This window comes from Microbacterium sp. NPDC090225, from assembly GCF_044772365.1.
Taxonomy (GTDB): domain Bacteria; phylum Actinomycetota; class Actinomycetes; order Actinomycetales; family Microbacteriaceae; genus Microbacterium.
In genome coordinates this window covers 245861-267263 of sequence record NZ_JBIVYS010000002.1, presented here as the reverse complement: position 1 = coordinate 267263, position 21403 = coordinate 245861, and the positions used below count along the sequence as shown (strand labels likewise).

Below are 21403 nucleotides of genomic sequence, written 5' to 3'. Positions count from 1 at the left end.
CGGTCGTAGCCATGGAACGTGACGCGCTGCACGCGATCGAAAGCCGGGTCGACGCCCTCGAACGCGAACTCGAGCGGTTGAGGGCGCAAGTCGGGGAGCCGTCGGCCGACACCTCGACCGCGGCGCCTGAACCGGGGGCTGCGACATCGGACCCCGCCGCCGATCCGCTCTGGTTCGTCAATGAACTCGGACGCAGGGCTCCCGGCGCGGTGATGATGGCGGGTGCCGTCGAGGTGCCCGCCGGGCCCATCCGCTGGCAGTACGGCCTCTACGCGGAAGAGCTCCTCGGCAAGGACTGGGGCGAACTCGCTCGTCCCCTCGAAGCGCTGGGGCATCCGGTGCGTCTCGAGCTCGTGCGCGTCATCCTCGCCGGCACCCAGACCACCGCTGAGCTGCTCGAACTGGAGCAGTTCGCCTCGTCCGGCCAGCTCTACCACCACCTCCGCCAGCTCGTGAGCGCGGGGTGGCTGTCCTCCCCGCGCCGCGGGTTCTACGAGGTGCCGGGGGCGCGCGTCGTGCCGCTCCTCGTCCTGACCATGATCGCCTCGAGCTGAGGAGCAGCCGCACCGTGACCTCCCCCACCCCCGCACTCGCCGATCACACCACGACAGCGGCGTCGACGTCGCCCGCGCGACGCTCCCCCGGCCCCGTGCTCGGCCTCCTGGCGACTGCCGCGATCGCGGCTGTCGCCCTCGGCGCGGCCGTCGGGCCGCAGCAGCAGACCGTGAGCTCGGTCTGGATCGGTGACGAGGCCCTGGCGGAGAGCATCCGCACTCTGCCCGGAGGCCTCGACGGATTCCGCTCGCTGTCGGTCGCGGAGATCGATCCGGACGGCGTCGTCTTCGCGGGTCTCGGCGACGCCGATCCCGCAACCCCGGGGGCGCCCGGGCCCGACACCGTGTTCGAACTCGGTTCGATCACGAAGACCTTCACCGGAGCGCTGTTCGCCGACGCGATCGAACGCGGAGAGGTGGCCCCCGATGATCGCCTCGCGCAGCACCTCACGGCCCTCGAAGGAACGGCCGCCGGCGACGTCACCCTGGCGTCCCTGTCGCAGCATTCCTCCGGACTCCCCGGTCTGGGCGCGACGGCCGCCGACGGCGCGGTGACGAGCCTGATCCTCAACGACAACGCCTACGCGTCGTCGACCACGGCGCAGCTCATCGCCGACGCGGCCATCGCCCCCGTCGATCCCGACCAGGGCGCCGTCTACTCGAACTTCGCCGTCTCGCTCCTCGGAACCGCGCTCGTCGAGACGGCCGGCGCCGACGATTACGCGACGCTGCTCGACGAGCGCCTCACCGGTCCGCTCGGGATGGAGCACACCACGGTCGCCGCGACGGCCGCGGAGGTGCCGGCCGATGCGGTTCCGGGCTTCCTCCTCAACGGCACACCCGCACCGCGCTGGTGGGGGGAGGGATATCTTCCGGCGGGGTCGTCGACGTTCACCACGGCATCCGACCTGGCGATCTGGGCGCGGGCGAACCTCGACGGCTCGGCGCCGGGCGCAGCCGCACTCGATCCGACAGCTCCCCTGGGAGCGGAGGGCGAGATCGGCTGGGGCTGGATCACCTCTCCGTCTTTCGACGGCGCCGGAACTCAGACCTGGCACAACGGCGGCACAGCGGGCTTCCGCACGATCCTCACGATGGACCGCGACGCCGGCACGGCCTTCATCGCCCTGTCGAACACCGTCGCTACCGTCGACTTCGTCGCGATGTCGTATCTCTCGGGTGCGCCGATCCCCGGCCCAGCCGAGCCGTATCTGATCCTGGGATGGTCGGTCTTCGGCATTGCGCTGGTGCTCGGCGTCGTCGCGCTGCTCCGGGCCCTCCGAGCGAAAGCGCTGCTCCCCTCGCTCAGCGACCTCGTCTGGGCGCTCGCCGGGCTCCTGCTGCTCTGGCACAGCGGCCCATGGTTCGCGGTCGGCGGTTGGGTGTGGGGCGTCGCTCTCGCGCCGACGTTGGCAGCGGTCGGACTGCTCGTGCTGCGCGGTCGCTCGCTCCCGTTCCTCCCCGCGCGTCGACGATGGTTCTGGTGGCCGACCGCGGCCATCGGTGTCGCGGCCGCGGTCGGCGTCACCTTCCTCTGGTGAGGATGCCGGTGGCCTCTCAGGCGTGCGCGGGGGTCCACTCCGAGACGCGGTCGAGCGTCTGCACCTCGTCGGCGCTCAGCTCGAGGCGGGCGCCGGCGAGGAGGTCGGGAACCTGCTCGACCGTGCGGGCACTCGCGATCGGGGCGACGACGGTCGGCTGCGCGCGGAGCCAGGCCAGCGACGTCGCGGCGATCGAGGCTCCGTGCGCGGAGCCGATCTCCTCGAGGGCATCGATGATCTTCAGACCGGCGGGAGTCGCGTACTTCGCCGCGCCTTCGGCGCGAGGCGAGGACTGCCCCGCGGTCTCGGTGGAGCGGTACTTGCCCGTGAGGAAGCCGCTCGCCAGCGAGTAGTAGGGCACGAGTCCGAGGCCGAACTCCTCGGCCACCGGGATGATGTCGTTCTCGACGTCGTTGCGGTGCACGAGGTTGTAGTGCGGCTGCACGGCGACGGGCAGGGCGACCCCCGTGCGCTGGGCGATCTCGACCCATTCGCGGATGCGGTCGCCGGAGTAGTTCGAGACGGCGACGTTGCGCACGAGGCCGTCGGCCACGAGCTGACCGAAGGCTCCGACGGTCTCCTCCAGCGGCACGCTCTCGTCGTCGAAGTGCGCGTAATAGAGGTCGATCGCGTCGACGCCGAGGCGCGCCAGCGATGCCTCGGCGGCCTTGCGGATGTTCGTCGCGGCGAGCCCACGGAACTCCGGGTGCGTGCTCACCTTCGTGGCGACGGTGATGCCCTGCGGCTTGCGCGAGGCCAACCACTCGCCGATGATCGTCTCGCTCTCGCCACCGGAGTTGCCGGGCACCCAGGCGCTGTAGCCGTCGGCGGTGTCGACGAAGTCGCCGCCGCCCGCCACGAAGGCGTCGAGAACCGCGAAGGACGTGTCGCGGTCGGCCGTCCAGCCGAACACGTTGCCGCCGAGCGAGAGCGGGAAGACATCAAGGTCACTGTTTCCGATACGAGTCATACTCGGCGCAACCGACGAATCCCGTGGCGTATTTCCGATTCGGGATACTCTCACCGCATGCATATCCTGCGCCGAGCATCCGTCGCCATCCTCGCCGTCGCACTCGCCGGAATGCTCGGCGGGTGCGCGGCATCCGTCCCCGACCCGCCCGCTGCGGTGGGCGAGAACTACCCCGGCACGTGCATGCCCGCGGAGTTCACCTGGCCGACGGACTTCCTCGAATCCCTGCCGAGCGAATCCGAGGCCGTCGGCGGCTCCGTCGTCGGCCTGCGGCTGGAGTACATCGATGAGCGGTGGGCGTGGCGCATCCGCAGCGCGAGCGGCCGGACGGATGCGTTCGGCGAGCGGGTCGACGACCCCGCGGCGGGGCGGGAGACGCTCGCCGACGTGCGGACCCTCGAGGTGTTCGCCAGCCGCGACGTCACCCTCACGAAGGCGGAGCAGACGGCCGGAACGAGTGCGTACACGGCGGCCGACCGCTCGGGCGAGGAGTGGCCCAGCCCTCTCATCATCGAGATGGCCCGGGTCGATGATGCGGGTTCCGACGTCTGGCGGATCACGACGTGCGACACGGCGACCAACGCGCAGTCCGTGATCACCGTGAAATAGCATTCAGGAATGCGCCGTTCTGCCGTGGTCCCCCTCATCGCTCTCGTCGCGCTGCTCGCCGGCTGCACGGGAACTCCGATCCCCGCCTCGTCGGCGACACCGGCTCCGACGCGAACGGCAACCACCGCGCCCACCTCCACGGCCACACCCACTCCGTCGTCGAGCCCGTCCACGGCGCCCGCTCCCTCGTCGCCCCCGGCCGCTGCCGACCCCACCGACGGTGAGCTCGTGCAGCTGTGCGTCGAGAAGGTCGATGCGTACGCGGACGGCGCGACGTACGCGAGCGACCGGGGCACCGTCGAGTGGCTGGCCGAGCAGACGACCTGGTTCGTGGTCGTCCCGACGGATCGCGACGGCAACGAAGGCGCGGCCGTCTGCGGCATCGAGAAGACCTCTGCAGGCCCCGACGTCACGACCTACGGCGAGACGATCCCGAGCGGCGTCGACGATCAGCGGGCGGAACTGCTGCGCGGAGAACACCCGCACGAGTGAGCGCGACCTGACTCAGTCTCCGAATGCCTTGCTCGCGGCATCCGCGATGTACGGCGCAAGGGTCTGCGCGAACTCCCCCGTCATGTGGTCCCGATCGCTGTATACGACGGCATTGCCGATGACGACGGGACACACGGAGTCGTTGCACAGGATCGACGTGAAGTCGATGAGGGTCGCACCCGGCGTGGCCGCCACGGCATCCTCCGACCCGTCGTACCAGGCGAGCGCCTCGTCCCGCGGCAGCGCGCACGAGTTCGGATCGTCGCGGTTCATGTCGATGCACGCCTTGACATCATCGCGCTGCACCGGATTGTCGCGGATCGCGAGGATCTTCGCGCCACGCTCCGTCTGCGTCGCCCAGACCTCGCTCATGCCGTTCGCCGTCGCCTCGTTCTGAGTCTCACCGTCGACCGGGATGGCCTGCCACCGTGACGAGGCATGCATGGTGAAGATGCCGTCGTAGACCGGTCGCTCGTCGAGCCAGTCCGTGATGTTCGCCTTCCAGTCGGTGCAGTTCTGGCGATGTCCGAGGTTCGGGTCGTCCTGCTCCCGAGCGGTCCAGTAGCACCCGTTGTGACCGGTGAGATCGATCCGCCAGTTCATCTCCTCGGCGATCGTCTCATAGGTGTCGATCAGGGTGCTGTTGTGCGAGTCGCCGACCGCGAAGAGCGTGCGGGTGTATCCGGACTCCGGCCCGAGACTGCAGACGTTGACCGCTGCACTGTCGACGCCGGTCCAGCATTCGACGCGGTTGGTGTCGGTGCCCGGAGCCGCAGGGTCGGGGATGAGCGCGTCTCCGAGCGGATCCGGCGGGCAGTCGCGAGTCGGGTCGACGGCACCGGCGCCGAAGCACTCGCTGTTCGCGCCATCGGCGATCATCGCCTGCGCCGCCTCGTTCGCGGCCTCCACCTTCACGTTCGTGTACGCGCCGGCACCGAAGCTCACTCCCGCTATGAGAGCGATCGACGCGGCCATCGCGACGAACACGAAACCGGGCCGGCGCGCGCGGTCGAGCCGTGGGCTGAATCGCACCGGCGACTCGACGAAGCGGTAGGACAGCCATGCGAGGGCGATCGACGCGATTCCGATCAAGATCTTGTCGGTCGTGCTGAGCGGCCGACCCGTCGCGTAGGGGACGAGCACGATGAGCGGCCAGTGCCACAGGTACAGGGAGTAGGAGATGTTTCCCAGCCACAGCACCGGGCGGAACCGCGATGCGCGGTCGACCCATGATGAGGAACCCGCCGCGATCACGGCGACCGTCGACAGTACGGGGAGCAGAGCGATCCAGCCGGGGAACGCGTCCGCGGAGTCGAGCAGGAACGCGGAGGCGATGATTCCCGCGACGCCCAGGGTGCCGACCACCGCCGATGCGCCGCGCGAAAGGGCGATCGGGATGAGAGCGAGGAGAGCGCCGGCGAGGAACTCCCACGCGCGCGTGAACGTCGAGAAGTAGGCGACGGCGGGCGTGGTGGCGGTGAGCCATATGCCGTAGCCGAGCGACAGGAGCGCTGCGCTCCCGAGCACGATGCGGAAGGTGCGCAGCGAGTGGCTGCGCGTGATGGCCGCGGCGACCACCAGCAGCAGCGGCACGAGGATGTAGAACTGCTCCTCGACCGAGAGCGTCCAGAAGTGCTGGAAGGGCGAGGGAAGGTTGTCGGCCGCCAGGTAGTCGACGCTGAAGGCCGCGAGAACCCAGTTGACGACGTACGCCGCGCTCGCCGCTCCTTCGGTGACGAACTGCACGATCTGGCTCGCCGGAACCAGCACGAGCACCGCCAGGAGCGAGGTGACGATCACGACGAGGCTCGCGGGGAGCAGACGGATCGCGCGGCGAGACCAGAAACGGGTCAGACTGATCCGACCGTTCTTCTGGAAGTCCCGGACCAGATGCCCCGTGATGAGGAACCCGCTGATCACGAAGAAGACGTCGACGCCGATGTATCCCCCGGTGACCCGGTTCGGCCAGAGATGGAACAGCAGCACGAGGAGAACAGCCACGGCGCGGAGGCCCTGGATGTCGGCGCGGATGCTCTGCCGTCGCGAGGCACGGGTCCGGTACTGCGGCTGCGTCATCAGTCGTGGTCTCGTGAAGGGGACGGAAAATGTTCAGATCTGAGAGCCGACTACGGGACTCGAACCCGTAACCCCCGTATTACAAGTACGGTGCGCTACCAATTGCGCCAAGTCGGCGGGTGCCACCAGCTTAGCGATGGTGGCGGAGGTCTCCCGACCTCTCGGGCTTCCGACTTACTCGGCCGGAGTCTCCGTCGGTGTCGGCGTGGGGGTCGGGGTCGCCTGGTAGTACGCGTCGCTGGCGACGGTGAGCACGAACTGCGAGAACTCGGCCGGGTCGTCGAGCGCGCCGACGTAGGCCTCGCCGTTGGCGACGATCATCGGCGTCGAGGCGAGCACGAGGTCATCGGAGCCGGGGAGCGGCCCCTCGAGAGCACGGGTCGTCGCTTCCTTGGCCCAGGTCAGGTAGTCGCCGTCCTGGATGCAGTTGCGCACCGTCTTCGTGTTGTCGACGCCGACGGCACCCGCGAGATCCGCCAGTTCGCTGTCGGACAGACCGTCGGTGTTCACCTCGGGCTGGTCGTCGAGCAGGTCGTGGTTGAAGGCGTAGAACTGTGCGGGCGAGTGCGTCGCGACGCAGGCTGCCGCGGCGGCGGCCCGCAGCGAGTACTTGGTGCCGTTGGAGCTCGCGGTGAGCAGGGCGACCGGGTGGTAGGTCACGGTGACCGCACCCTCGCTGATCCAGTTGGTGAGCTGACGGGCGTTGGCGCGCTCGAACTCACCGGCGTCGTCCGACAGGTAGTCCACGTAGATGTGGATGTCGACCTTCTCGACCGAGGTCGGCTCGGCCGTGGGCTCGGCGGGAGCCTCGGCCTCGGAGGGGTCGGGAGTGGGCGCGGCCGTCCCCGCGTCGGATGCCGATGACGCCGAGAGCTCGGAGACGACGACGCCGTCTCCGTCCATGCCGGTCGGCGAGAGCTGGGGCTTGGAGACCTGCGCCGAGACCGCGAGCGTGACCGCGGTACCGATCGCGCCGACGGCGACCACCGCGAGGGTCCCGATGATGATCCGTCGCATGATGCGCGCACGGGACTGCTGCGCATGCACTCGCTGTGCCTTCTCCCGCACAGCCTCGCGGGAATTGCGAGGGGTGGGGACGTTCGGCGTTTCGTCGCTCGACATCGTTCCTCTTGAAGATCTCACGGGGGCAGGGTGGCCCCGATCATCGGATATCGGATAGGCGACGATCGCCGCGTTGCACGGCCGGATTCGATGCTAACCATCGCACCTGAGAAATACCCAGATGCCGCGGTCCATGTCATACTGAGTGCGACCCAATGAGGGGTCACGGCGGGTCGAACCGCCGCATCCATCACTACGGATCGTCCGGCACGTACCTGCCGGTGAAGGAGAAACACAATGGCATCTGTGACTTTCGACGAGGCCACCCGCCTCTACCCGGGCGGCACCCGCCCGGCCGTCGACAAGCTCGACCTCCAGGTCGCCGACGGCGAGTTCCTCGTCCTGGTCGGACCCTCCGGTTGCGGTAAGTCCACGTCGCTCCGCATGCTCGCCGGCCTCGAAGAGGTCAACGCGGGCCGCATCCTCATCGGCGACCGCGACGTCACCGACGTTCCGCCGAAGGACCGCGACATCGCGATGGTCTTCCAGAACTACGCGCTGTACCCGCACATGACGGTCGCCGAGAACATGGGCTTCGCGCTCAAGATCGCCGGCGTCGGCAAGGAAGAGCGTGCCACCCGCGTGCTCGAGGCCGCCAAGCTACTCGACCTCGAGGAGTACCTGACCCGCAAGCCGAAGGCCCTCTCTGGTGGTCAGCGTCAGCGTGTCGCCATGGGTCGCGCGATCGTGCGTCAGCCCCAGGTCTTCCTCATGGACGAGCCGCTGTCGAACCTCGACGCCAAGCTCCGCGTCCAGACGCGTACGCAGATCGCGTCGCTGCAGCGCCGTCTCGGCGTCACCACGGTCTACGTCACGCACGACCAGACCGAGGCCCTCACCATGGGTGACCGCATCGCGGTGCTCAAGGACGGCCTCCTGCAGCAGGTCGGCACGCCGCGCGACCTGTACGAGAAGCCGAACAACGTGTTCGTCGCCGGCTTCATCGGCTCCCCCGCCATGAACCTGTTCACGGCGGACCTCGCCGAGGGCGGAGTGCGCTTCGGCACCGAGGTCGTCCCGCTCGAGCGCGACGCGGTCACCGGTGCGAACGGCACGCAGGTCACGGTCGGCGTGCGCCCCGAGGACATCACGGTCGGCCCGGCCGACGGCAAGGGCCTCTCGGTCGTCGTCGACCTCGTCGAGGAGCTCGGCGCCGACGGCTACCTCTACGGCCACACCGACATCAACGGCAAGCGCACCGACCTCGTCGCGCGCGTCGACGGTCGCAACCACCCGAACGCCGGCGAGACGGTCACCCTGGCCGCCAACCCGGGCCACGTTCACGCGTTCGACCTCGAGTCGGGAAGCCGCCTGAACACGGCTCCGGTCGTCTCGGCCTGATCGCACACACCACTCGCGGCGCGGGTCGACTTCGGTCGCCCGCGCCGCGTCTGCGTCCACCCCGACTTCCCAGGAGCGCCATGCAGGAATCGCTGCGCATCACCGCCAGCACCGTCGACCCCGGCCTCCTCGGCCTCCCCTGGTCGACGACTCTCGCCCGCTGGCCCTCCGAGCACATCGTCTCGCTCCCCAAGGGTCTGTCGCGGCACCTCGTGCGCTTCGCCGACCTCTCCGGCCGCGTCGTCGCGGTGAAGGAGACCACCGAGGAGATGGCGCGCCGCGAGTACGAGATGCTCGGCAACCTTGCCCGCCTCGACGTTCCCTGCGTCGACCGGGTCGCCGTGATCGCCGGACGAACGGATGCCGACGGCGAACCGCTCCCGGCCGCCCTGGTCACCTCGCACCTGCGCTTCTCGATGCCCTACCGCGCGCTCTTCACCCGCGTCCTGCGCCCCGACACGGCCACGCGACTCGTCGACGCACTCGCCCTGCTGCTGGTGCGCCTGCACAACGTCGGCTTCTACTGGGGCGACGTGTCGCTGTCGAACACGCTCTTCCGCCGCGATGCCGGCGCGTTCGCCGCGTACCTCGTCGACGCCGAGACCGGTGAGCTGCACGAGGAGGGGCTGACCGACGGGCAGCGCGCCTACGACCTCGACCTCGCCCGCACGAACATCGCCGGCGAGATCATGGATCTCGCCGCCGGCGGGCGACTCGAGAACGGTGTCGACGCGGTCGCGATCGCCGACGGCATCGTCTCCTCGTACCGGTCGCTCTGGGCCGAGCTGACCGCACAGGACTCCTTCTCGGCATCCGAGACGTGGCGGATCACCGAGCGCGTCGAACGGCTGAACGCCCTCGGCTTCGACATCGACGAGATGTCGATGACGACCACGTCCGACGGCGCGGTCGTCGAGATCCAGCCGAAGGTCGTCGATGCCGGCCATCACCAGCGCCGACTCATCCGCCTCACCGGCCTCGACGTCGAGGAGAACCAGGCCCGTCGCCTGCTCAACGACCTCGACGAGTTCCGCGCGCGTTCCACCAAGCAGTGGGCCGACGAGGAGATGTACGCCCACGAGTGGCTGACCCGTGTCTTCGAGCCCGTCGTGCGGGCGATCCCCTACGACCTGCGCGCGAAGCTCGAGCCGGCCGAGGTGTTCCACCAGGTGCTCGAGCACCGGTGGTACCTCTCGCAGGCGCAGGGTCGCCCCGTGCCCCTCGCCGAGGTGCTGACGAGCTACATCAACGAGGTGCTGCGCCACCGCCGCGACGAGGCGACCATCATGGGTCCCCCCACCGAGACGATGGGCCTTCCGGTCATCACCGGTGCCACGCGCACGACCGACGACGACGAGGACGGCGACATCGACTGGCGCGACCTGGTCTGATCGCGCCGCGGCGCCGGCCGCGCGGGGCGCGGCGCCCGTTCGCGGTCAGTAGCCGACGGTGAATCGCTCGCGGTGGTGGTTGCCCTGCTCGATCTCGTCGACGATCGCGACCGCGAAGTCCGCACCCGAGATGTACGACTTGCCGTCGGCATCGCGCACGATCACATCGCCACCGTCGCGGTAGTGCCCGGTGCGCTCGCCCTCGGCCCAGGGCCCGAAGACCTCGGCGGGGTGCACGAAGAACCAGTCGAGCGCGGCATCCGTGCTCTCGAGGAACGCGAGCGAATCGATCCCGACCTGCGCCTCGTGCTTGTACTCCTCGGGGAAGCCCTGATCGAACAGGCGCGGGCCACCGGGGGCGACCAGGCTGCCGCCCGCTCCCCCGACGACGCCCAGGCGGGTTCCGGTTCCGCTGAGTTGTCGGGCCACGCCCTCGAGCGCGTCGAGCACGCGGTTCTCCATGTCCCCGCGCGGTGAGAGCGCAGAGACGACGGCATCCGCTCCCGCGAACGCGCCGGCGAGCGGCGCGAGATCCAGCACGGAGCCCTGGATGTACGCGACGCCCTCCACGGCATCCGTCGGCACCGAGCGCGAGACCGCGACGACCTCGTGGCCGCGGCTCACCGCCTCGGCAGCGATGTGACGACCGGCGTAACCGGTCCCTCCGAGGACGACGATACGGCTCATGCGGGCTCTTCCCTTCGGATGCTGCGGCGACTACTTCGTGGAGCGGATGGTCGCGACCTGGTACAGGGCGACCGAGGTGGCGATGCCGACGTTCAGCGACTCGGTGGCCGTGGAGATCGGGATAGAGACGATCTGATCGCAGGTCTCGCGGACGAGGCGCGAGAGCCCCTTGCCCTCGGCACCGGCGACGATCACGACGGGGCGATCGGCGAGCTCCAGCGCGGGCAGGTCGACGTCGCCGTCCCCGGCGAGGCCGAGGATGAAGACGCCCTGCTTCTTGAACTCCTTGAGCTGCGTGGTCAGGTTCGTCGCGAGCGCGACGGGCAGGCGTGCGGCGGCACCGGCGCTCGTCTTCCAGGCGGCCGAGTTCACGCCGGCCGAACGGCGCTGGGGCAGGATGATGCCGTGGCTGCCGAATGCGGCGGCCGAACGGATGATCGCCCCGAGGTTGCGGGAGTCGGTGATGCCGTCGAGGGCGACGAACAGGGGAACCTGGCCCTTGTCGATCGCCTTCTCGAGCAGGTCCTGCGGGTGCGCGTACTCGTACGGCGGCACCTTGATCGCGACGCCCTGGTGCACGCCGTCGAAGCCGGCCATGCGGTCGAGCTCCTGACGGGTGACCTCCATGACCGGGATGCCGCGGTGGGTCGCGATCGACAGCATCTCCTTGACGCGGTCGTCCATCTCGACTCGCTGAGCGATGTAGAACGCCGTCGCCGGGATCTTCGCGCGCAGCGCCTCGAGCACCGAGTTGCGACCGGTGACGCTCTCGGTCTCGGTGGTGTTGTCCTTCGCGCGGGCGGAACGGTTGGGGTTCCCTCCCCCGGTCTGACGGCCGCCGGGCTTGCCCTTGCCGCCGGATGCGGCATAGCGCTCGGCCGCGGCCTTGCGCTTGCCCGCGGGGTGCCAGGCGCGGTCCTCGGCCTTCGGCGTGGGTCCGCGTCCTTCGAGCGCCTTGCGCCCGAGACCACCGGTGCCCTTGGTGGGGCCCTTCTTGTTGCCCTTGTTCGCGCCGGGGCGCTGTGGCTTAGCCATCGATACTCCAATGAGTTCCGGCCGGAGTGTCCTCCAGCGTGATTCCTGCGGCTGCGATCGCGTCACGGATGCGATCGGCTGCCGCCCAGTCCTTGTCGGCACGCGCCTGTGCGCGCTGGGTGATCATCGTCTGGACGAGTGCGTCCAGTGCGGCGGCTTCGGCTCCCCCGCCGGTGCCGTTCCACTGCGGAGAGTGCGGATTGATCCCCAGGACGAGCGTCATCTGAATGACGTCCATCACGTCCTGCCTCGCCTCATCGTACTTGCCCGCGTCGAGGAGCGCATTTCCGGACCGGATGCTGGTATGGATCGCGGCGAGCGCCCGGGGTACCGAGAGGTCGTCGTCCATGGCCTCGACGAACTCCTGCGGGAGCCCTTCCTTCGCCTGCCCCCAGCCCGGCTTCGCGAGCCGCTCGCCCCGTTCGAGGAAGATGCGGATGCGTCCGAGTGCGGCCTCGGCCTCGGTCCACGACGACTCCGTGAGGTCGAGGCTCGATCGGTAGTGCGCGGCGGCGAGTGCGTAACGGACGACCAGCGGATCGCGGGCGGCGAGCACGTCGGCGGCCAGCGTGAAGTTGCCGAGCGACTTCGACATCTTCTGCCCGTTCACGGTGACCAGGCCGTTGTGCACCCAGTAACGCGCGAACGCGTCGCCCGCGGCCGTCGACTGGGCCAGCTCGTTCTCGTGGTGCGGGAAGCGCAGGTCGAGTCCCCCGCCGTGGATGTCGAACTCCGGTCCGAGGTACCGCTTCGCCATCGCCGAGCACTCGATGTGCCAGCCGGGCCGGCCCTCACCCCAGGGTGACACCCACCGGGCATCCGCGGGCTCGTCGGTCTTCGAGCCCTTCCAGAGGGCGAAGTCCTGGGGGTTGCGCTTACCTCGGGGGTCGGCGTCCTCGGCCGCCTCCATCGCGTCGATCGACTGGTGCGTCAGTGCGCCGTACTCGTCCCACGAGCGCACGTCGAAGTACACGTCGCCCGAGCCATCGGCGGCCGGGTAGGCGTGGCCGCGTTCGATCAGCAGCGCGATGAGCTCCTGCATCTGCGGGACGGATGCCGTGGCGCGCGGCTCATAGGTCGGGGGCAGGATGCCGATGCCGGCGTAGGCGGCGGCGAACTCCTGCTCGATCCGATAGGCGAGGCCCCACCAGGGCTCGGTCTCGGTGGCGTTCGCGAGTACCTTGTCGTCGATGTCGGTCACGTTGCGCACGAAGGTGACCCGGCCGTGCCGCTTCTCGAGCCACCGGCGCAGCAGGTCGAAGCTGAGCGCCGCGCGGACGTGCCCGATGTGGGGGCCGGACTGCACGGTCGGACCGCAGACGTACATCGTGACGTTTCCGGGATCGAGCGGCACGAAGTCGCGCAGGTCCTGCGCACGGGTGTCGTAGAGGCGGAGAGTCACCGCTCAAGCCTACTCGGCCCGCCCCCGCGCGCCGCGGGAGTGACGCGCAGGCCCGGTGGGCGGGTCAGCGCGCCGAAACCGGGAAGACCAGAGCTACCGCGGTCACGGCGATCCCCTCCCCACGCCCCGGGAAGCCGAGCGCATCGGTGGTCGTCGCGGTCACCGACACAGGGGCGCCGCCGAGAGCATCCGAGAGCGCCCGCTCGGCCTCGGCGCGACGCGCGCTGAAGCGGGGACGGTTGCCCTGGAACTGCGCCGAGACGTTGCCGATCACGAAGCCCGCCTCGCCGAGCAGTTCGCGGGTGCGCGCCAGGAAGACCGCGGCATGCGCGCCCGCGTACTCGGGGTGCGCGGTGCCGAAGTGCTCACCGATGTCACCGAGGCCGGCAGCGCCGAGCAGTGCGTCGACGATCGCGTGCGCGACCGCGTCGCCGTCGGAGTGCCCCGAGAGCGCCGGCTCTCCGGGCCACGGCAGTCCGGCCAACCAGAGGTCGCCCGCTCCGCCGAACGCATGGACGTCGGTACCGAGACCGACGCGCGGCAGGTTCGGGGCGGATGCCGGCACGCGGAGGGGCAGCGCAGGCTCCTCGGCGAGCAGCCTGCGTGCACGGTCGAGGTCGTCGGGCGTGGTGATCTTGAACGCGCGGGCGTCGCCGGGGATATGCCGGACGGCGTACCCCGCGGCGGCGAACAGTGCCGCATCGTCGGTGTACTCGATGCCCGCGGCGCGCGCCGCGTCGTACGCCGCCTCGAGCGCGGTGCGCGGGAAGCCCTGGGGGGTCTGCGCCGCAGCGAGCTCGGAACGATCGACCGGGGCGACGATGCTGTCGCCGTCGACCCGCTTGAGAGTATCGATCACGGGGAGCGCGGGGATGACGCCGGTGCCGTCGGCGACAGCGGCGGCGACGGCGTCGATCTGTGCGGGCGGGGTCAGCGCACGGGCGGCGTCGTGCACCAGCACGGTGCGCACATCGCCCCAGAGCGCCGCGATCCCCGCCGCGACGGACTCCTGGCGCGTGCCTCCTCCCACGACGACCCGTGCGAGGTCGACGCGATCCCCTGCGGCCTCGCGCACCTCGGTCTCGGCGTCGCCTTCGAAGCCCGCGGGCGCGACGACGATCACCTGCGCGGGGGCGGCGGCGAACACGCCGTCGAGGGCGTGGCGCAGGATCGAACGCCCGTCGATGCCGACGAGGGCTTTCGGCGCACCCGCCGCCAGGCGGGTACCGGATCCGGCGGCGACGACGATGACCGCGACGTGCGGCACGGGAAGCAGAGTCACGTCTTCACGCTACCGCCTGCCGCGAACGACGAAGGGGGCGGATGCCGAAGCATCCGCCCCCTTCGGGAAACTCGGATCAGGACGCGAGGACCTCGTCGAGCATCGCGCCCGCCTTGTCCTCGTCGGTCTTCTCCGCGAGCGCCAGCTCGGAGATGAGGATCTGACGAGCCTTCGCCAGCATCCGCTTCTCTCCGGCGGACAGACCGCGGTCCTGGTCACGGCGCCACAGGTCGCGCACGACCTCGCTCACCTTGATCACATCGCCGGAGGCGAGCTTCTCGAGGTTCGCCTTGTAGCGGCGCGACCAGTTGGTGGGCTCCTCGGTGAACGGAGCGCGCAGAACCTCGAACACGTGGTCGAGGCCCTCCTTGCCGATCACGTCGCGCACACCGACCAGGTCGACGTTCTCGGCAGGAACCTCGATGATCAGATCGCCCTGCGTCACATTGAGCTTCAGGTACTTCTTCGCCTCACCCTTGATGATGCGCTCCTTGACCTCGATGATGGTCGCAGCGCCATGGTGCGGATAGACGACGGTCTCGCCAACCTCAAAAAGCATAAAAACGTATCCTTTCGGCAACCTCAAGGATACCACAGGGGTTATGCGCTAAGGTTTGCGCCCCCTCGTCCCGAGGCGCGGTCCGCGTACCCGTAGAATGGATGCGGATATCCCGTCGTACCCCAGGAGGACCCGTGAAATCGCGCCTTGTTGCGTCTGCTGCCCTCAGCGCCGTCGTTCTTCTCGGCGCGACCGGATGCACGTTCATCTCGCCGCAGGCGACGAAGATCGAGTACGCCGCCTCGGACGGCGTGAACGTCTCCGACGCGGACGGCCCGATCGACGCGCGCAACGTGTTCATCGTCGCGAACGAGGACGGCACGGTGGGCAACCTCATCGGCGCCTTCGTGAACCCGACCGACGAGCGGGCGACGATCACGATCGCCTTCGCCGGCAACGACGCGTTCACCATCACCGTTCCTGCCGGAGACCGCATCAGCCTCGGCGCCGACGCCGAGCCGCTGCGCATCGTCGGCCTCGACTCGATGCCCGGCTCCACGGTCGAGATCCACTTCCAGTCCGGCGACTCCACCGGCGTGAAGACGGCCGTACCGGTGCTCGACGGCGGCCTCCCCTACTACGCGGATCTCGTTCCCGAAGAGAACTGACCTCCGCTCGCAGAGAAGGCCGGCTCCCTCGGGAGCCGGCCTTCTCTGCATTCACCGCGAGGGGGCGCCTCAGGCCTCGAAGCGGTAACCGAGACCCCGCACGGTGACGAGCATGACCGGCTCGCTGGGGTTGACCTCGATGCGCGAGCGGATGCGCTTGATGTGCACGTCGAGCGTCTTGGTGTCGCCGAAGTAGTCACTGCCCCAGACCCGGTCGATCAGCTGACCGCGGGTGAGCACGCGGCCCGCATTGCGCATCAGCACCTCCAGCAGTTCGAACTCCTTCAGCGGCATGTTGATCAGTTGCCCCGCCACCGACACCGTGTGCCGGTCGATGTCGAGCGACACGCGACCACCGTCGAGCACGCGCTCGTCGAGCTCACTGTCGGCCTGCACGACCCGGCGCAGCACCGCGCGCATGCGAGCGAGGAGCTCACGCGAGGAGTACGGCTTCGTGACGTAGTCGTCGGCCCCGAGCTCGAGACCCACCACGATGTCGACCTCGGAGTCCTTGGCCGTCAGCATGATGATCGGCACCGCCGACGACGAACGGATCTGACGGCACACCTCGGTGCCCGGCATCCCCGGCAGCATGAGGTCGAGCAGCACGATGTCGGCACCGCGCTCACGGAACGCCGTGAGGGCCGTCGGGCCGTCCTCGGCGATCTCGACCTCGTAGCCCTCCCGGCGCAACAGGTAGGCCAGCGGGTCGGCGAGATCGGGTTCGTCTTCGACGAGGAGGATGCGGGTCATGCGAGATCACCTTTCCTGACGCGAGCGACACCGGCCTTGGCGGCCTTGCGCTCGCGCTTCTTCTTGCTCTTCTTGCCGCTCTCCGCCTTCGGCGGTGCGTCGATCAGGGGAAGCCGCATCGTGAACGTCGAACCGCGCCCCGGGCGCGACCACAGGCGCACCTCCCCGCCGTGCCGCTGCGTGGCGTGCTTGACGATCGACAGGCCGAGGCCGGTGCCGCCGGTGCGCCGCGAGCGCGCCTCGTCCGCGCGGTAGAACCGTTCGAAGATGCGCTCGCGATCGGTCTCGGCGATGCCGATGCCCTGGTCGGACACCGCGATCTCCACGACACCCTCCTCGGCACGCACGCCCACGCCGACACGAGATCCGCTCGGCGAGTAGACGATCGCGTTCACGATCAGATTGCCGACGGCCTCGACGAGGATCTGCGCGTCGCCGCGCACCCAGATCCCTCGGTCGCCGCCACGGGTGATCTCCACTCCCGCGGCATCCGCCTGCACGACGTGCGCCTCGATGGACTTCGCGACGACCTCGTCGATCGCGACCGGGGTGACATCGCCCAGGCCGTCGTCGGCCTGGAGCCGGGAGAGGCTCATGATGCGCCCCGTCAGCTGGGCGAGACGACCGGCCTCCGCCGAGATGCGGGACGCGAAGATGCGCACCTGCGCCGGGTCGTCGGCGGCCGACTCGATCGCCTCTGCGAGCAGCGTCACCGCGCCCACCGGGGTCTTGAGCTCATGGCTGGTGTTCGCGACGAAGTCACGGCGCATTTGGTCGAGACGCTCCTGCTCCGTCACATCGCGGATGATCAGCAAGGTCAGACGGGGCCCGAGCACGCTCGCACGCGCCGAGACGAGTCGCGGGTCGAGGCTCAGGCCTCCGCGGGTGATGCGCATCGACTCCGTCGCGGTGCCGCCGTCGGAGCGCACGCCGCGCACGAGCAGACGCAACTCCGGATTGTCGAGCGTCGAGCCCACATCGATCCCGAACCGAGAGGCGGCGGCCGACGCCGCGAGGACGAGTCCCGAGGTATCGACCACGCACGCCGCGTCGTCCATGCTCGCGAGCACGTCGACGATCCCCTCGGGAACTGCGTTCGACGTCTCCTCGGCGACGCGGGCCCGTGCCCGGTACGCCCAGGCGAGGAGGAGCGAGAGCCCGATGCCGATCGCCAGCCCGACGGCCAGGGCGATCAAGGCGATCTGCGTCTCGGTCATGTCTCCAGCGTAGAGTGCGTTCACCCTCTCTCCGGCGGGTTTCCGGGCCACAGAGCCAACGAGAGAAGTACTATTCACGTGCTGGGCACCGTTCGTTAACCTTCGGAGCAGACAATCGCTTCGGGCCTGTGCGGGAGCGCGGTCCTGCTCCTCCCGTGCGGACGACCCCGCCGTCTCGCGCTGACACCAGTCGAGATTCACATGAAAGGTTGCGCCCCACCATGCGCGAAGTCTTCCACCAGTCCCTCGAGGACCTGCAGTCCCGCCTCGTGGAGATCGCCGACCTCGTCACGGTCTCGATCGACAAGGCGACCCGTGCGTTCGCGACGAGCGACGTCGCGTTGGCCGAAGAGGTCATCGCCGACGACGCCAAGATCGACGAGCTCGCCGTCGCCCTCGACGAGCAGGCCATCGAGATCCTCGCCCGCCAGCAGCCGGTCGCCCGCGACCTGCGCATCGTCGTCACGGCCCTGCGCGTGAGCGCCTCCCTCGAGCGCATGGGCGACATGTCCGAGCACATCGCCCAGCTCGCGCGCCTCCGCTTCCCGGAGCGCGCGATCCCGAAGGGCCTCAAAGGCACCTTCGTGAAGATGGGCGAGCTCGACGTCGAGGTCGCCCGCACGCTCTCCGAGCTGCTGCGCACGCAGGACCTCCGCTTCGCCGACGCGATCCGCAACGCGGACGACGACATCGACGAGCTGCACGCCAGCGTCTTCGAGAAGGTGCTCAGCGACAACTGGAAGGGCGAGGCGACCGCGACCGTCGACGCCACGCTCGCCAGCCGCTACCACGAGCGCTTCGCCGACCATGCGGTCGCCGTCGCCAAGAAGTACGTCTACCTGTCGACCGGCGACTGGGCCGTCGCCGAAGACGACATCGCCCTTGCCGTCGAGCAGCAGGAGCTCGGTCACGCCTGACGCGGGCATCCTCCACGACGAAGCCCCCGGCGCCTGAGCGCCGGGGGCTTCGTCGTGTCGTGCGTGGAGGTTACTTCTTGCCCTGCGCGGCGACCGCAGCGGCACCGGCGGCGGCGGCCTCGGGGTCGAGGTAGCGGCCGGGACCGGTCGGTACGTTGTTCTCATCGAGCTCGTAGACGAGCGGGATGCCGGTGGGGATGTTGAGCTCGGCGATGTCGTCGTCGCTGATGCCCTCGAGGTGCTTCACGAGACCGCGCAGCGAGTTGCCGTGCGCCGTGACGAGCACGGTCTTGCCGGCGTCGAGATCGGGGACGATCGCGCTCTCCCAGTACGGGAGCAGGCGATCGATGACGAGCTTGAGCGACTCGGTGCGCGGCACTTCGCCGTCGATGCCCGCGTAGCGGACGTCGTGCACCTGGCTGAACTCGCTGTCGTCGTCGAGTACGGGCGGCGGCACGTCGAACGAGCGACGCCACAGCTGGAACTGCTCGGGACCGAACTCCTCGAGCGTCTGCGCCTTGTCCTTGCCCTGCAGCGCACCGTAGTGACGCTCGTTGAGACGCCACGAGCGCGTCACCGGGATCCACAGGCGGTCGGCGGCGTCGAGGGCGATGTTCGCGGTCTGGATCGCGCGGCTCAGCAGCGAGGTGTGCAGCACATCGGGCAGGATGCCGGACTCGGCGAGCAGCTCGCCGCCGCGGCGCGCCTCCTTCTGCCCCTGCTCGTTGAGGCGGACATCCACCCAGCCGGTGAAGAGGTTCAGTTCGTTCCACTCGCTCCGGCCGTGACGGAGCAGGATGAGGGTGCGCTTCGCAGTCATGTCGTCAGTTTATCCGCCCGGACGGTGCGACCGAACAGGATGCTGGAAGGATGGAGACATGGCGTCATCTCCCCTCGGCAGGCCCACGCGCGGTACCACCGGGACCAACCGACTGCGGCGCAACGATCGCTGGATCGCCGCGAGCGACGCCCTCCGAAAAGCATCCGATCCCCTCGTCGTCGACCTCGGGTACGGGGCGAGCGGAGTGACCGCGTTCGAGCTCGCGACCCGCCTCGTGCGCGTGCGGCCCGACGTCGAGGTGCGCGGGCTCGAGATCGATCCGGCGCGCGTCGCGAGCGCCGAGGCGCAACTCGCCGAGGTACGCGCGGGCCGCACGCCGTTCGCCGAGGATCTTCCCGTCTCGTTCGATCGCGGCGGGTTCGAGGTGCCGTTGCCGGCCGGACGCCGCGCAGCGGCCATCCGGGCGATGAACGTGCTCCGCCAGTACGACGAGCAGGACGTTCCGGATGCCTGGGCGCGCATGACGTCGCGTCTGGCCCCGGGAGGGTTGCTTTTCGAGGGCACCTGCGACGAGATCGGGCGCATCGCGAGCTGGATCGACGTCGCCCCCGACGCCACTCCCCTGCGCTTCACCCTCTCTCTCCGGCTCGCCGATCTCGAGCGTCCGAGCATCGTCGCCGAGCGCCTCCCGAAGGCGCTGATCCACCGCAACGTGCCCGGCGAACGGATCCATGCCCTCCTGGTCGACCTCGACCGGGAATGGGATCGGGCGGCGGGGCTGTCGACTTTCGGAGCGACCCAGCGCTTCCTCGCCGCGGCGAGCGCGCTGCGCGCCCAGGGGTGGCCGGTCCTCGGCGGGCGAACCCGATGGCGGCTCGGCGAACTCACGCTGCCGTGGACGGCGGTCGCACCGGCGACCTGAGCGGGTCGCCGAGAGCTCGCGCTAGACCTGCGCGCGGGGGTCCGGTGCCGACGGGCGACGGGACAGTCGGGTGAGACGCGGGATATCGGCCGTCGCACCGGCATCCGCGGGGACGATCACCTGCTGAGAAGCCGCGATCTCGATGCCGTCCGCTCGCACGACGAGGTCGCCGATCGGGGCGCGGCGGCTCAGGATCGCGAGCGCGATCGGGCCGTCCTCGAAGTGCCGGGCCACGGAGGTCAGATGCCCGACCTCGTCGTCGCCCGCGAAGACGGATGCCCCGGCCTCGGGCAGCACCGCGTCGCTGCCGTCGAGCTGCAGCGCGGCCAGGCGCCGCGGCGGGTGCCCGAGGTTGTGCACCTTGGCGACCGTCTCCTGCCCGCGGTAACAACCCTTGTTCAGGTGCACCGCGCTGCGGATCCAGTCGGACTCGTGCGGCAGGGAGCGCTCGTCGACCTCGGTGGCCCAGCGCGGACGCCAGGCGGCGATGCGCAGCGCCTCCGCGGCCAGGAGCCCGGCGAGCGCGTCACGATCGGCCGACACGGAGAGGGCGTCGGCGCTGTCGGTCGCAAGCAGCGCGACGCGCCACGCGTAGTCGGCAGCGGGGTGCGCTGCGACCTCGGCGTACTGATGCCCACCAGCCGCCACGTGCTGCCACGGGTCGGCCCAGATCAGCGGCACACCGGCCGGTGCGGCCGCCGCAGCGGATGCCACGGGCGCGATCGCGCCGCCGTCGATGAATCCGACCGGAACGAGGTCCGGGCGGACGCCGACGGTCGCCTGTGCACGGAACTTCATGCGGGTCAGCCATCCGGCGAGCGCCTCGGCGTCACCGGCATCCGTCAGCAGCCAGGTCGACGCGCCGTCGTCGAGGACTCCGGCCGCGTGCTCGACCCGCCCCTGCGGGTCGAGGATCAGCAACTCGGTGCTCTCTCCCGGAGCGAGACGACCGACCGACTGCGAGGTGATCGAGTCGAGCCAGCTCAGACGCTCGGGCCCTGCGACCTCGATCACGACCCGATCGCCGAGCGGGGCGAAGGCCGTCCCCTCGGCGAGACGGCGCTGCTCGCGGAACGCGTCGCCGAAGTGCGCGATCACCGCTCCGTCGGAGACGGCACCGTCGATGTCGGCGAATCCGCCCACG

At 69.7% G+C, this 21403-nt stretch carries 21 protein-coding genes and 1 tRNA gene; 9 read left to right on the top strand and 13 right to left on the bottom strand.

The genetic code is table 11. From position 1 onward, the window contains the following. The first annotated feature begins 11 nt into the window (after window positions 1-11). Both ACIQTT_RS15210 and ACIQTT_RS15205 read left to right on the top strand, forming a co-directional pair. Window positions 12-554, top strand: a complete 543-nt coding sequence (locus ACIQTT_RS15210) for an ArsR/SmtB family transcription factor (RefSeq protein WP_402791876.1) — start codon at window positions 12-14, stop codon at window positions 552-554. Between the two features lie 14 nt (window positions 555-568). Next, the gene (locus tag ACIQTT_RS15205; protein ID WP_402791874.1) at window positions 569-2095 is read left to right on the top strand and encodes a serine hydrolase domain-containing protein; all 1527 of its coding nucleotides are present in this window, start codon (window positions 569-571) and stop codon (window positions 2093-2095) included. Window positions 2096-2111: 16 nt separating this feature from the next. Here ACIQTT_RS15205 and ACIQTT_RS15200 read toward each other — a convergent pair whose 3' ends face one another. After that, on the bottom strand, window positions 2112-3065 hold the full coding sequence (locus ACIQTT_RS15200) for an aldo/keto reductase (protein WP_402791872.1): 954 nt from the start codon (window positions 3063-3065) through the stop codon (window positions 2112-2114). Window positions 3066-3122: 57 nt separating this feature from the next. On the opposite strand from ACIQTT_RS15200, the gene ACIQTT_RS15195 reads away from it, so the two are divergent. Both ACIQTT_RS15195 and ACIQTT_RS15190 read left to right on the top strand, forming a co-directional pair. Beyond that, window positions 3123-3674 (top strand): hypothetical protein, encoded by a 552-nt coding sequence (locus tag ACIQTT_RS15195; RefSeq protein ID WP_402791869.1) that lies wholly within the window; start codon window positions 3123-3125, stop codon window positions 3672-3674. 9 nt (window positions 3675-3683) lie between these two features. Continuing rightward, window positions 3684-4166: a hypothetical protein gene (locus ACIQTT_RS15190; RefSeq protein ID WP_402791866.1), complete on the top strand. Its 483-nt coding sequence runs from the start codon at window positions 3684-3686 to the stop codon at window positions 4164-4166. Window positions 4167-4178: 12 nt separating this feature from the next. Here ACIQTT_RS15190 and ACIQTT_RS15185 read toward each other — a convergent pair whose 3' ends face one another. The 3 genes from ACIQTT_RS15185 to ACIQTT_RS15175 form a co-directional block, all read right to left on the bottom strand. Next, window positions 4179-6242 (bottom strand): acyltransferase family protein, encoded by a 2064-nt coding sequence (locus tag ACIQTT_RS15185; protein WP_402791863.1) that lies wholly within the window; start codon window positions 6240-6242, stop codon window positions 4179-4181. 44 nt (window positions 6243-6286) lie between these two features. Beyond that, a tRNA-Thr gene (locus ACIQTT_RS15180) sits at window positions 6287-6359 on the bottom strand. A 57-nt stretch (window positions 6360-6416) separates the two neighbouring features. After that, window positions 6417-7364, bottom strand: coding sequence for a DsbA family protein (locus ACIQTT_RS15175; protein ID WP_402791860.1), 948 nt, complete (start codon window positions 7362-7364; stop codon window positions 6417-6419). A gap of 237 nt (window positions 7365-7601) precedes the next feature. On the opposite strand from ACIQTT_RS15175, the gene ACIQTT_RS15170 reads away from it, so the two are divergent. Together ACIQTT_RS15170 and ACIQTT_RS15165 are read left to right on the top strand one after the other, a co-directional pair. Then, window positions 7602-8705, top strand: a complete 1104-nt coding sequence (locus tag ACIQTT_RS15170) for an ABC transporter ATP-binding protein (protein ID WP_402791857.1) — start codon at window positions 7602-7604, stop codon at window positions 8703-8705. A gap of 80 nt (window positions 8706-8785) precedes the next feature. Further along, on the top strand, window positions 8786-10096 hold the full coding sequence (locus ACIQTT_RS15165; protein WP_402791854.1) for a DUF4032 domain-containing protein: 1311 nt from the start codon (window positions 8786-8788) through the stop codon (window positions 10094-10096). Between the two features lie 45 nt (window positions 10097-10141). Here the strand turns inward: ACIQTT_RS15165 and ACIQTT_RS15160 are convergent, their stop codons facing one another. From ACIQTT_RS15160 to ACIQTT_RS15140, 5 genes are all read right to left on the bottom strand, one after another. After that, the gene (locus tag ACIQTT_RS15160; protein ID WP_402791851.1) at window positions 10142-10783 is read right to left on the bottom strand and encodes an NAD(P)-dependent oxidoreductase; all 642 of its coding nucleotides are present in this window, start codon (window positions 10781-10783) and stop codon (window positions 10142-10144) included. Between the two features lie 30 nt (window positions 10784-10813). Further along, a complete protein-coding gene (gene rlmB, locus ACIQTT_RS15155; protein WP_402791848.1) occupies window positions 10814-11818 on the bottom strand; it encodes a 23S rRNA (guanosine(2251)-2'-O)-methyltransferase RlmB in 1005 nt (334 codons plus the stop codon). Beyond that, window positions 11811-13220 carry a cysteine--tRNA ligase gene (cysS, locus tag ACIQTT_RS15150; protein WP_402791845.1) on the bottom strand — a complete coding sequence of 470 codons (1410 nt, stop codon included), beginning with the start codon at window positions 13218-13220 and terminating at the stop codon, window positions 11811-11813. Before cysS ends, rlmB begins: the two co-directional genes overlap by 8 nt. A 64-nt stretch (window positions 13221-13284) precedes the next feature. Further along, on the bottom strand, window positions 13285-14502 hold the full coding sequence (gene ispD, locus ACIQTT_RS15145) for a 2-C-methyl-D-erythritol 4-phosphate cytidylyltransferase (RefSeq protein WP_402791842.1): 1218 nt from the start codon (window positions 14500-14502) through the stop codon (window positions 13285-13287). A gap of 76 nt (window positions 14503-14578) precedes the next feature. Then, window positions 14579-15061 (bottom strand): CarD family transcriptional regulator, encoded by a 483-nt coding sequence (locus tag ACIQTT_RS15140; RefSeq protein ID WP_247625017.1) that lies wholly within the window; start codon window positions 15059-15061, stop codon window positions 14579-14581. 134 nt (window positions 15062-15195) lie between these two features. Here ACIQTT_RS15140 and ACIQTT_RS15135 point away from each other — a divergent pair, with 134 nt between their 5' ends. Continuing rightward, window positions 15196-15669, top strand: coding sequence for a DNA modification methylase (locus ACIQTT_RS15135; protein ID WP_402791839.1), 474 nt, complete (start codon window positions 15196-15198; stop codon window positions 15667-15669). A 69-nt stretch (window positions 15670-15738) separates the two neighbouring features. Here the strand turns inward: ACIQTT_RS15135 and ACIQTT_RS15130 are convergent, their stop codons facing one another. Next, window positions 15739-16422: a response regulator gene (locus ACIQTT_RS15130; RefSeq protein ID WP_402791836.1), complete on the bottom strand. Its 684-nt coding sequence runs from the start codon at window positions 16420-16422 to the stop codon at window positions 15739-15741. Beyond that, window positions 16419-17639, bottom strand: coding sequence for a sensor histidine kinase (locus ACIQTT_RS15125; protein ID WP_402791833.1), 1221 nt, complete (start codon window positions 17637-17639; stop codon window positions 16419-16421). Before ACIQTT_RS15125 ends, ACIQTT_RS15130 begins: the two co-directional genes overlap by 4 nt. Window positions 17640-17860: 221 nt before the next feature. On the opposite strand from ACIQTT_RS15125, the gene phoU reads away from it, so the two are divergent. Continuing rightward, window positions 17861-18556, top strand: coding sequence for a phosphate signaling complex protein PhoU (gene phoU, locus ACIQTT_RS15120; RefSeq protein WP_402791830.1), 696 nt, complete (start codon window positions 17861-17863; stop codon window positions 18554-18556). Between the two features lie 70 nt (window positions 18557-18626). On the opposite strand, the gene ACIQTT_RS15115 is transcribed toward phoU, so the two are convergent. After that, window positions 18627-19376, bottom strand: coding sequence for a phosphoglyceromutase (locus ACIQTT_RS15115; RefSeq protein ID WP_402791827.1), 750 nt, complete (start codon window positions 19374-19376; stop codon window positions 18627-18629). A gap of 58 nt (window positions 19377-19434) precedes the next feature. Here ACIQTT_RS15115 and ACIQTT_RS15110 point away from each other — a divergent pair, with 58 nt between their 5' ends. Next, window positions 19435-20259, top strand: a complete 825-nt coding sequence (locus tag ACIQTT_RS15110; RefSeq protein WP_402791824.1) for a class I SAM-dependent methyltransferase — start codon at window positions 19435-19437, stop codon at window positions 20257-20259. A gap of 21 nt (window positions 20260-20280) precedes the next feature. Here the strand turns inward: ACIQTT_RS15110 and ACIQTT_RS15105 are convergent, their stop codons facing one another. Continuing rightward, on the bottom strand, window positions 20281-21402 hold the full coding sequence (locus ACIQTT_RS15105; RefSeq protein WP_402791821.1) for a YgfZ/GcvT domain-containing protein: 1122 nt from the start codon (window positions 21400-21402) through the stop codon (window positions 20281-20283). Window position 21403: the final 1 nt, after the last annotated feature.

What these genes read in the sequence shown, in the direction of transcription:
- ACIQTT_RS15210 (WP_402791876.1), top strand. Translation starts at nt 12, where the DNA reads ATGGAACGTGACGCGCTGCACGCGATCGAAAGCCGGGTCGACGCCCTC.
- ACIQTT_RS15200 (WP_402791872.1), bottom strand. Translation starts at nt 3,065, where the DNA reads ATGACTCGTATCGGAAACAGTGACCTTGATGTCTTCCCGCTCTCGCTC.
- ACIQTT_RS15195 (WP_402791869.1), top strand. Translation starts at nt 3,123, where the DNA reads ATGCATATCCTGCGCCGAGCATCCGTCGCCATCCTCGCCGTCGCACTC.
- ACIQTT_RS15190 (WP_402791866.1), top strand. Translation starts at nt 3,684, where the DNA reads ATGCGCCGTTCTGCCGTGGTCCCCCTCATCGCTCTCGTCGCGCTGCTC.
- ACIQTT_RS15185 (WP_402791863.1), bottom strand. Translation starts at nt 6,242, where the DNA reads ATGACGCAGCCGCAGTACCGGACCCGTGCCTCGCGACGGCAGAGCATC.
- ACIQTT_RS15175 (WP_402791860.1), bottom strand. Translation starts at nt 7,364, where the DNA reads ATGTCGAGCGACGAAACGCCGAACGTCCCCACCCCTCGCAATTCCCGC.
- ACIQTT_RS15170 (WP_402791857.1), top strand. Translation starts at nt 7,602, where the DNA reads ATGGCATCTGTGACTTTCGACGAGGCCACCCGCCTCTACCCGGGCGGC.
- ACIQTT_RS15165 (WP_402791854.1), top strand. Translation starts at nt 8,786, where the DNA reads ATGCAGGAATCGCTGCGCATCACCGCCAGCACCGTCGACCCCGGCCTC.
- ACIQTT_RS15160 (WP_402791851.1), bottom strand. Translation starts at nt 10,783, where the DNA reads ATGAGCCGTATCGTCGTCCTCGGAGGGACCGGTTACGCCGGTCGTCAC.
- rlmB (WP_402791848.1), bottom strand. Translation starts at nt 11,818, where the DNA reads ATGGCTAAGCCACAGCGCCCCGGCGCGAACAAGGGCAACAAGAAGGGC.
- ACIQTT_RS15140 (WP_247625017.1), bottom strand. Translation starts at nt 15,061, where the DNA reads ATGCTTTTTGAGGTTGGCGAGACCGTCGTCTATCCGCACCATGGCGCT.
- ACIQTT_RS15130 (WP_402791836.1), bottom strand. Translation starts at nt 16,422, where the DNA reads ATGACCCGCATCCTCCTCGTCGAAGACGAACCCGATCTCGCCGACCCG.
- ACIQTT_RS15125 (WP_402791833.1), bottom strand. Translation starts at nt 17,639, where the DNA reads ATGACCGAGACGCAGATCGCCTTGATCGCCCTGGCCGTCGGGCTGGCG.
- phoU (WP_402791830.1), top strand. Translation starts at nt 17,861, where the DNA reads ATGCGCGAAGTCTTCCACCAGTCCCTCGAGGACCTGCAGTCCCGCCTC.
- ACIQTT_RS15115 (WP_402791827.1), bottom strand. Translation starts at nt 19,376, where the DNA reads ATGACTGCGAAGCGCACCCTCATCCTGCTCCGTCACGGCCGGAGCGAG.
- ACIQTT_RS15110 (WP_402791824.1), top strand. Translation starts at nt 19,435, where the DNA reads ATGGCGTCATCTCCCCTCGGCAGGCCCACGCGCGGTACCACCGGGACC.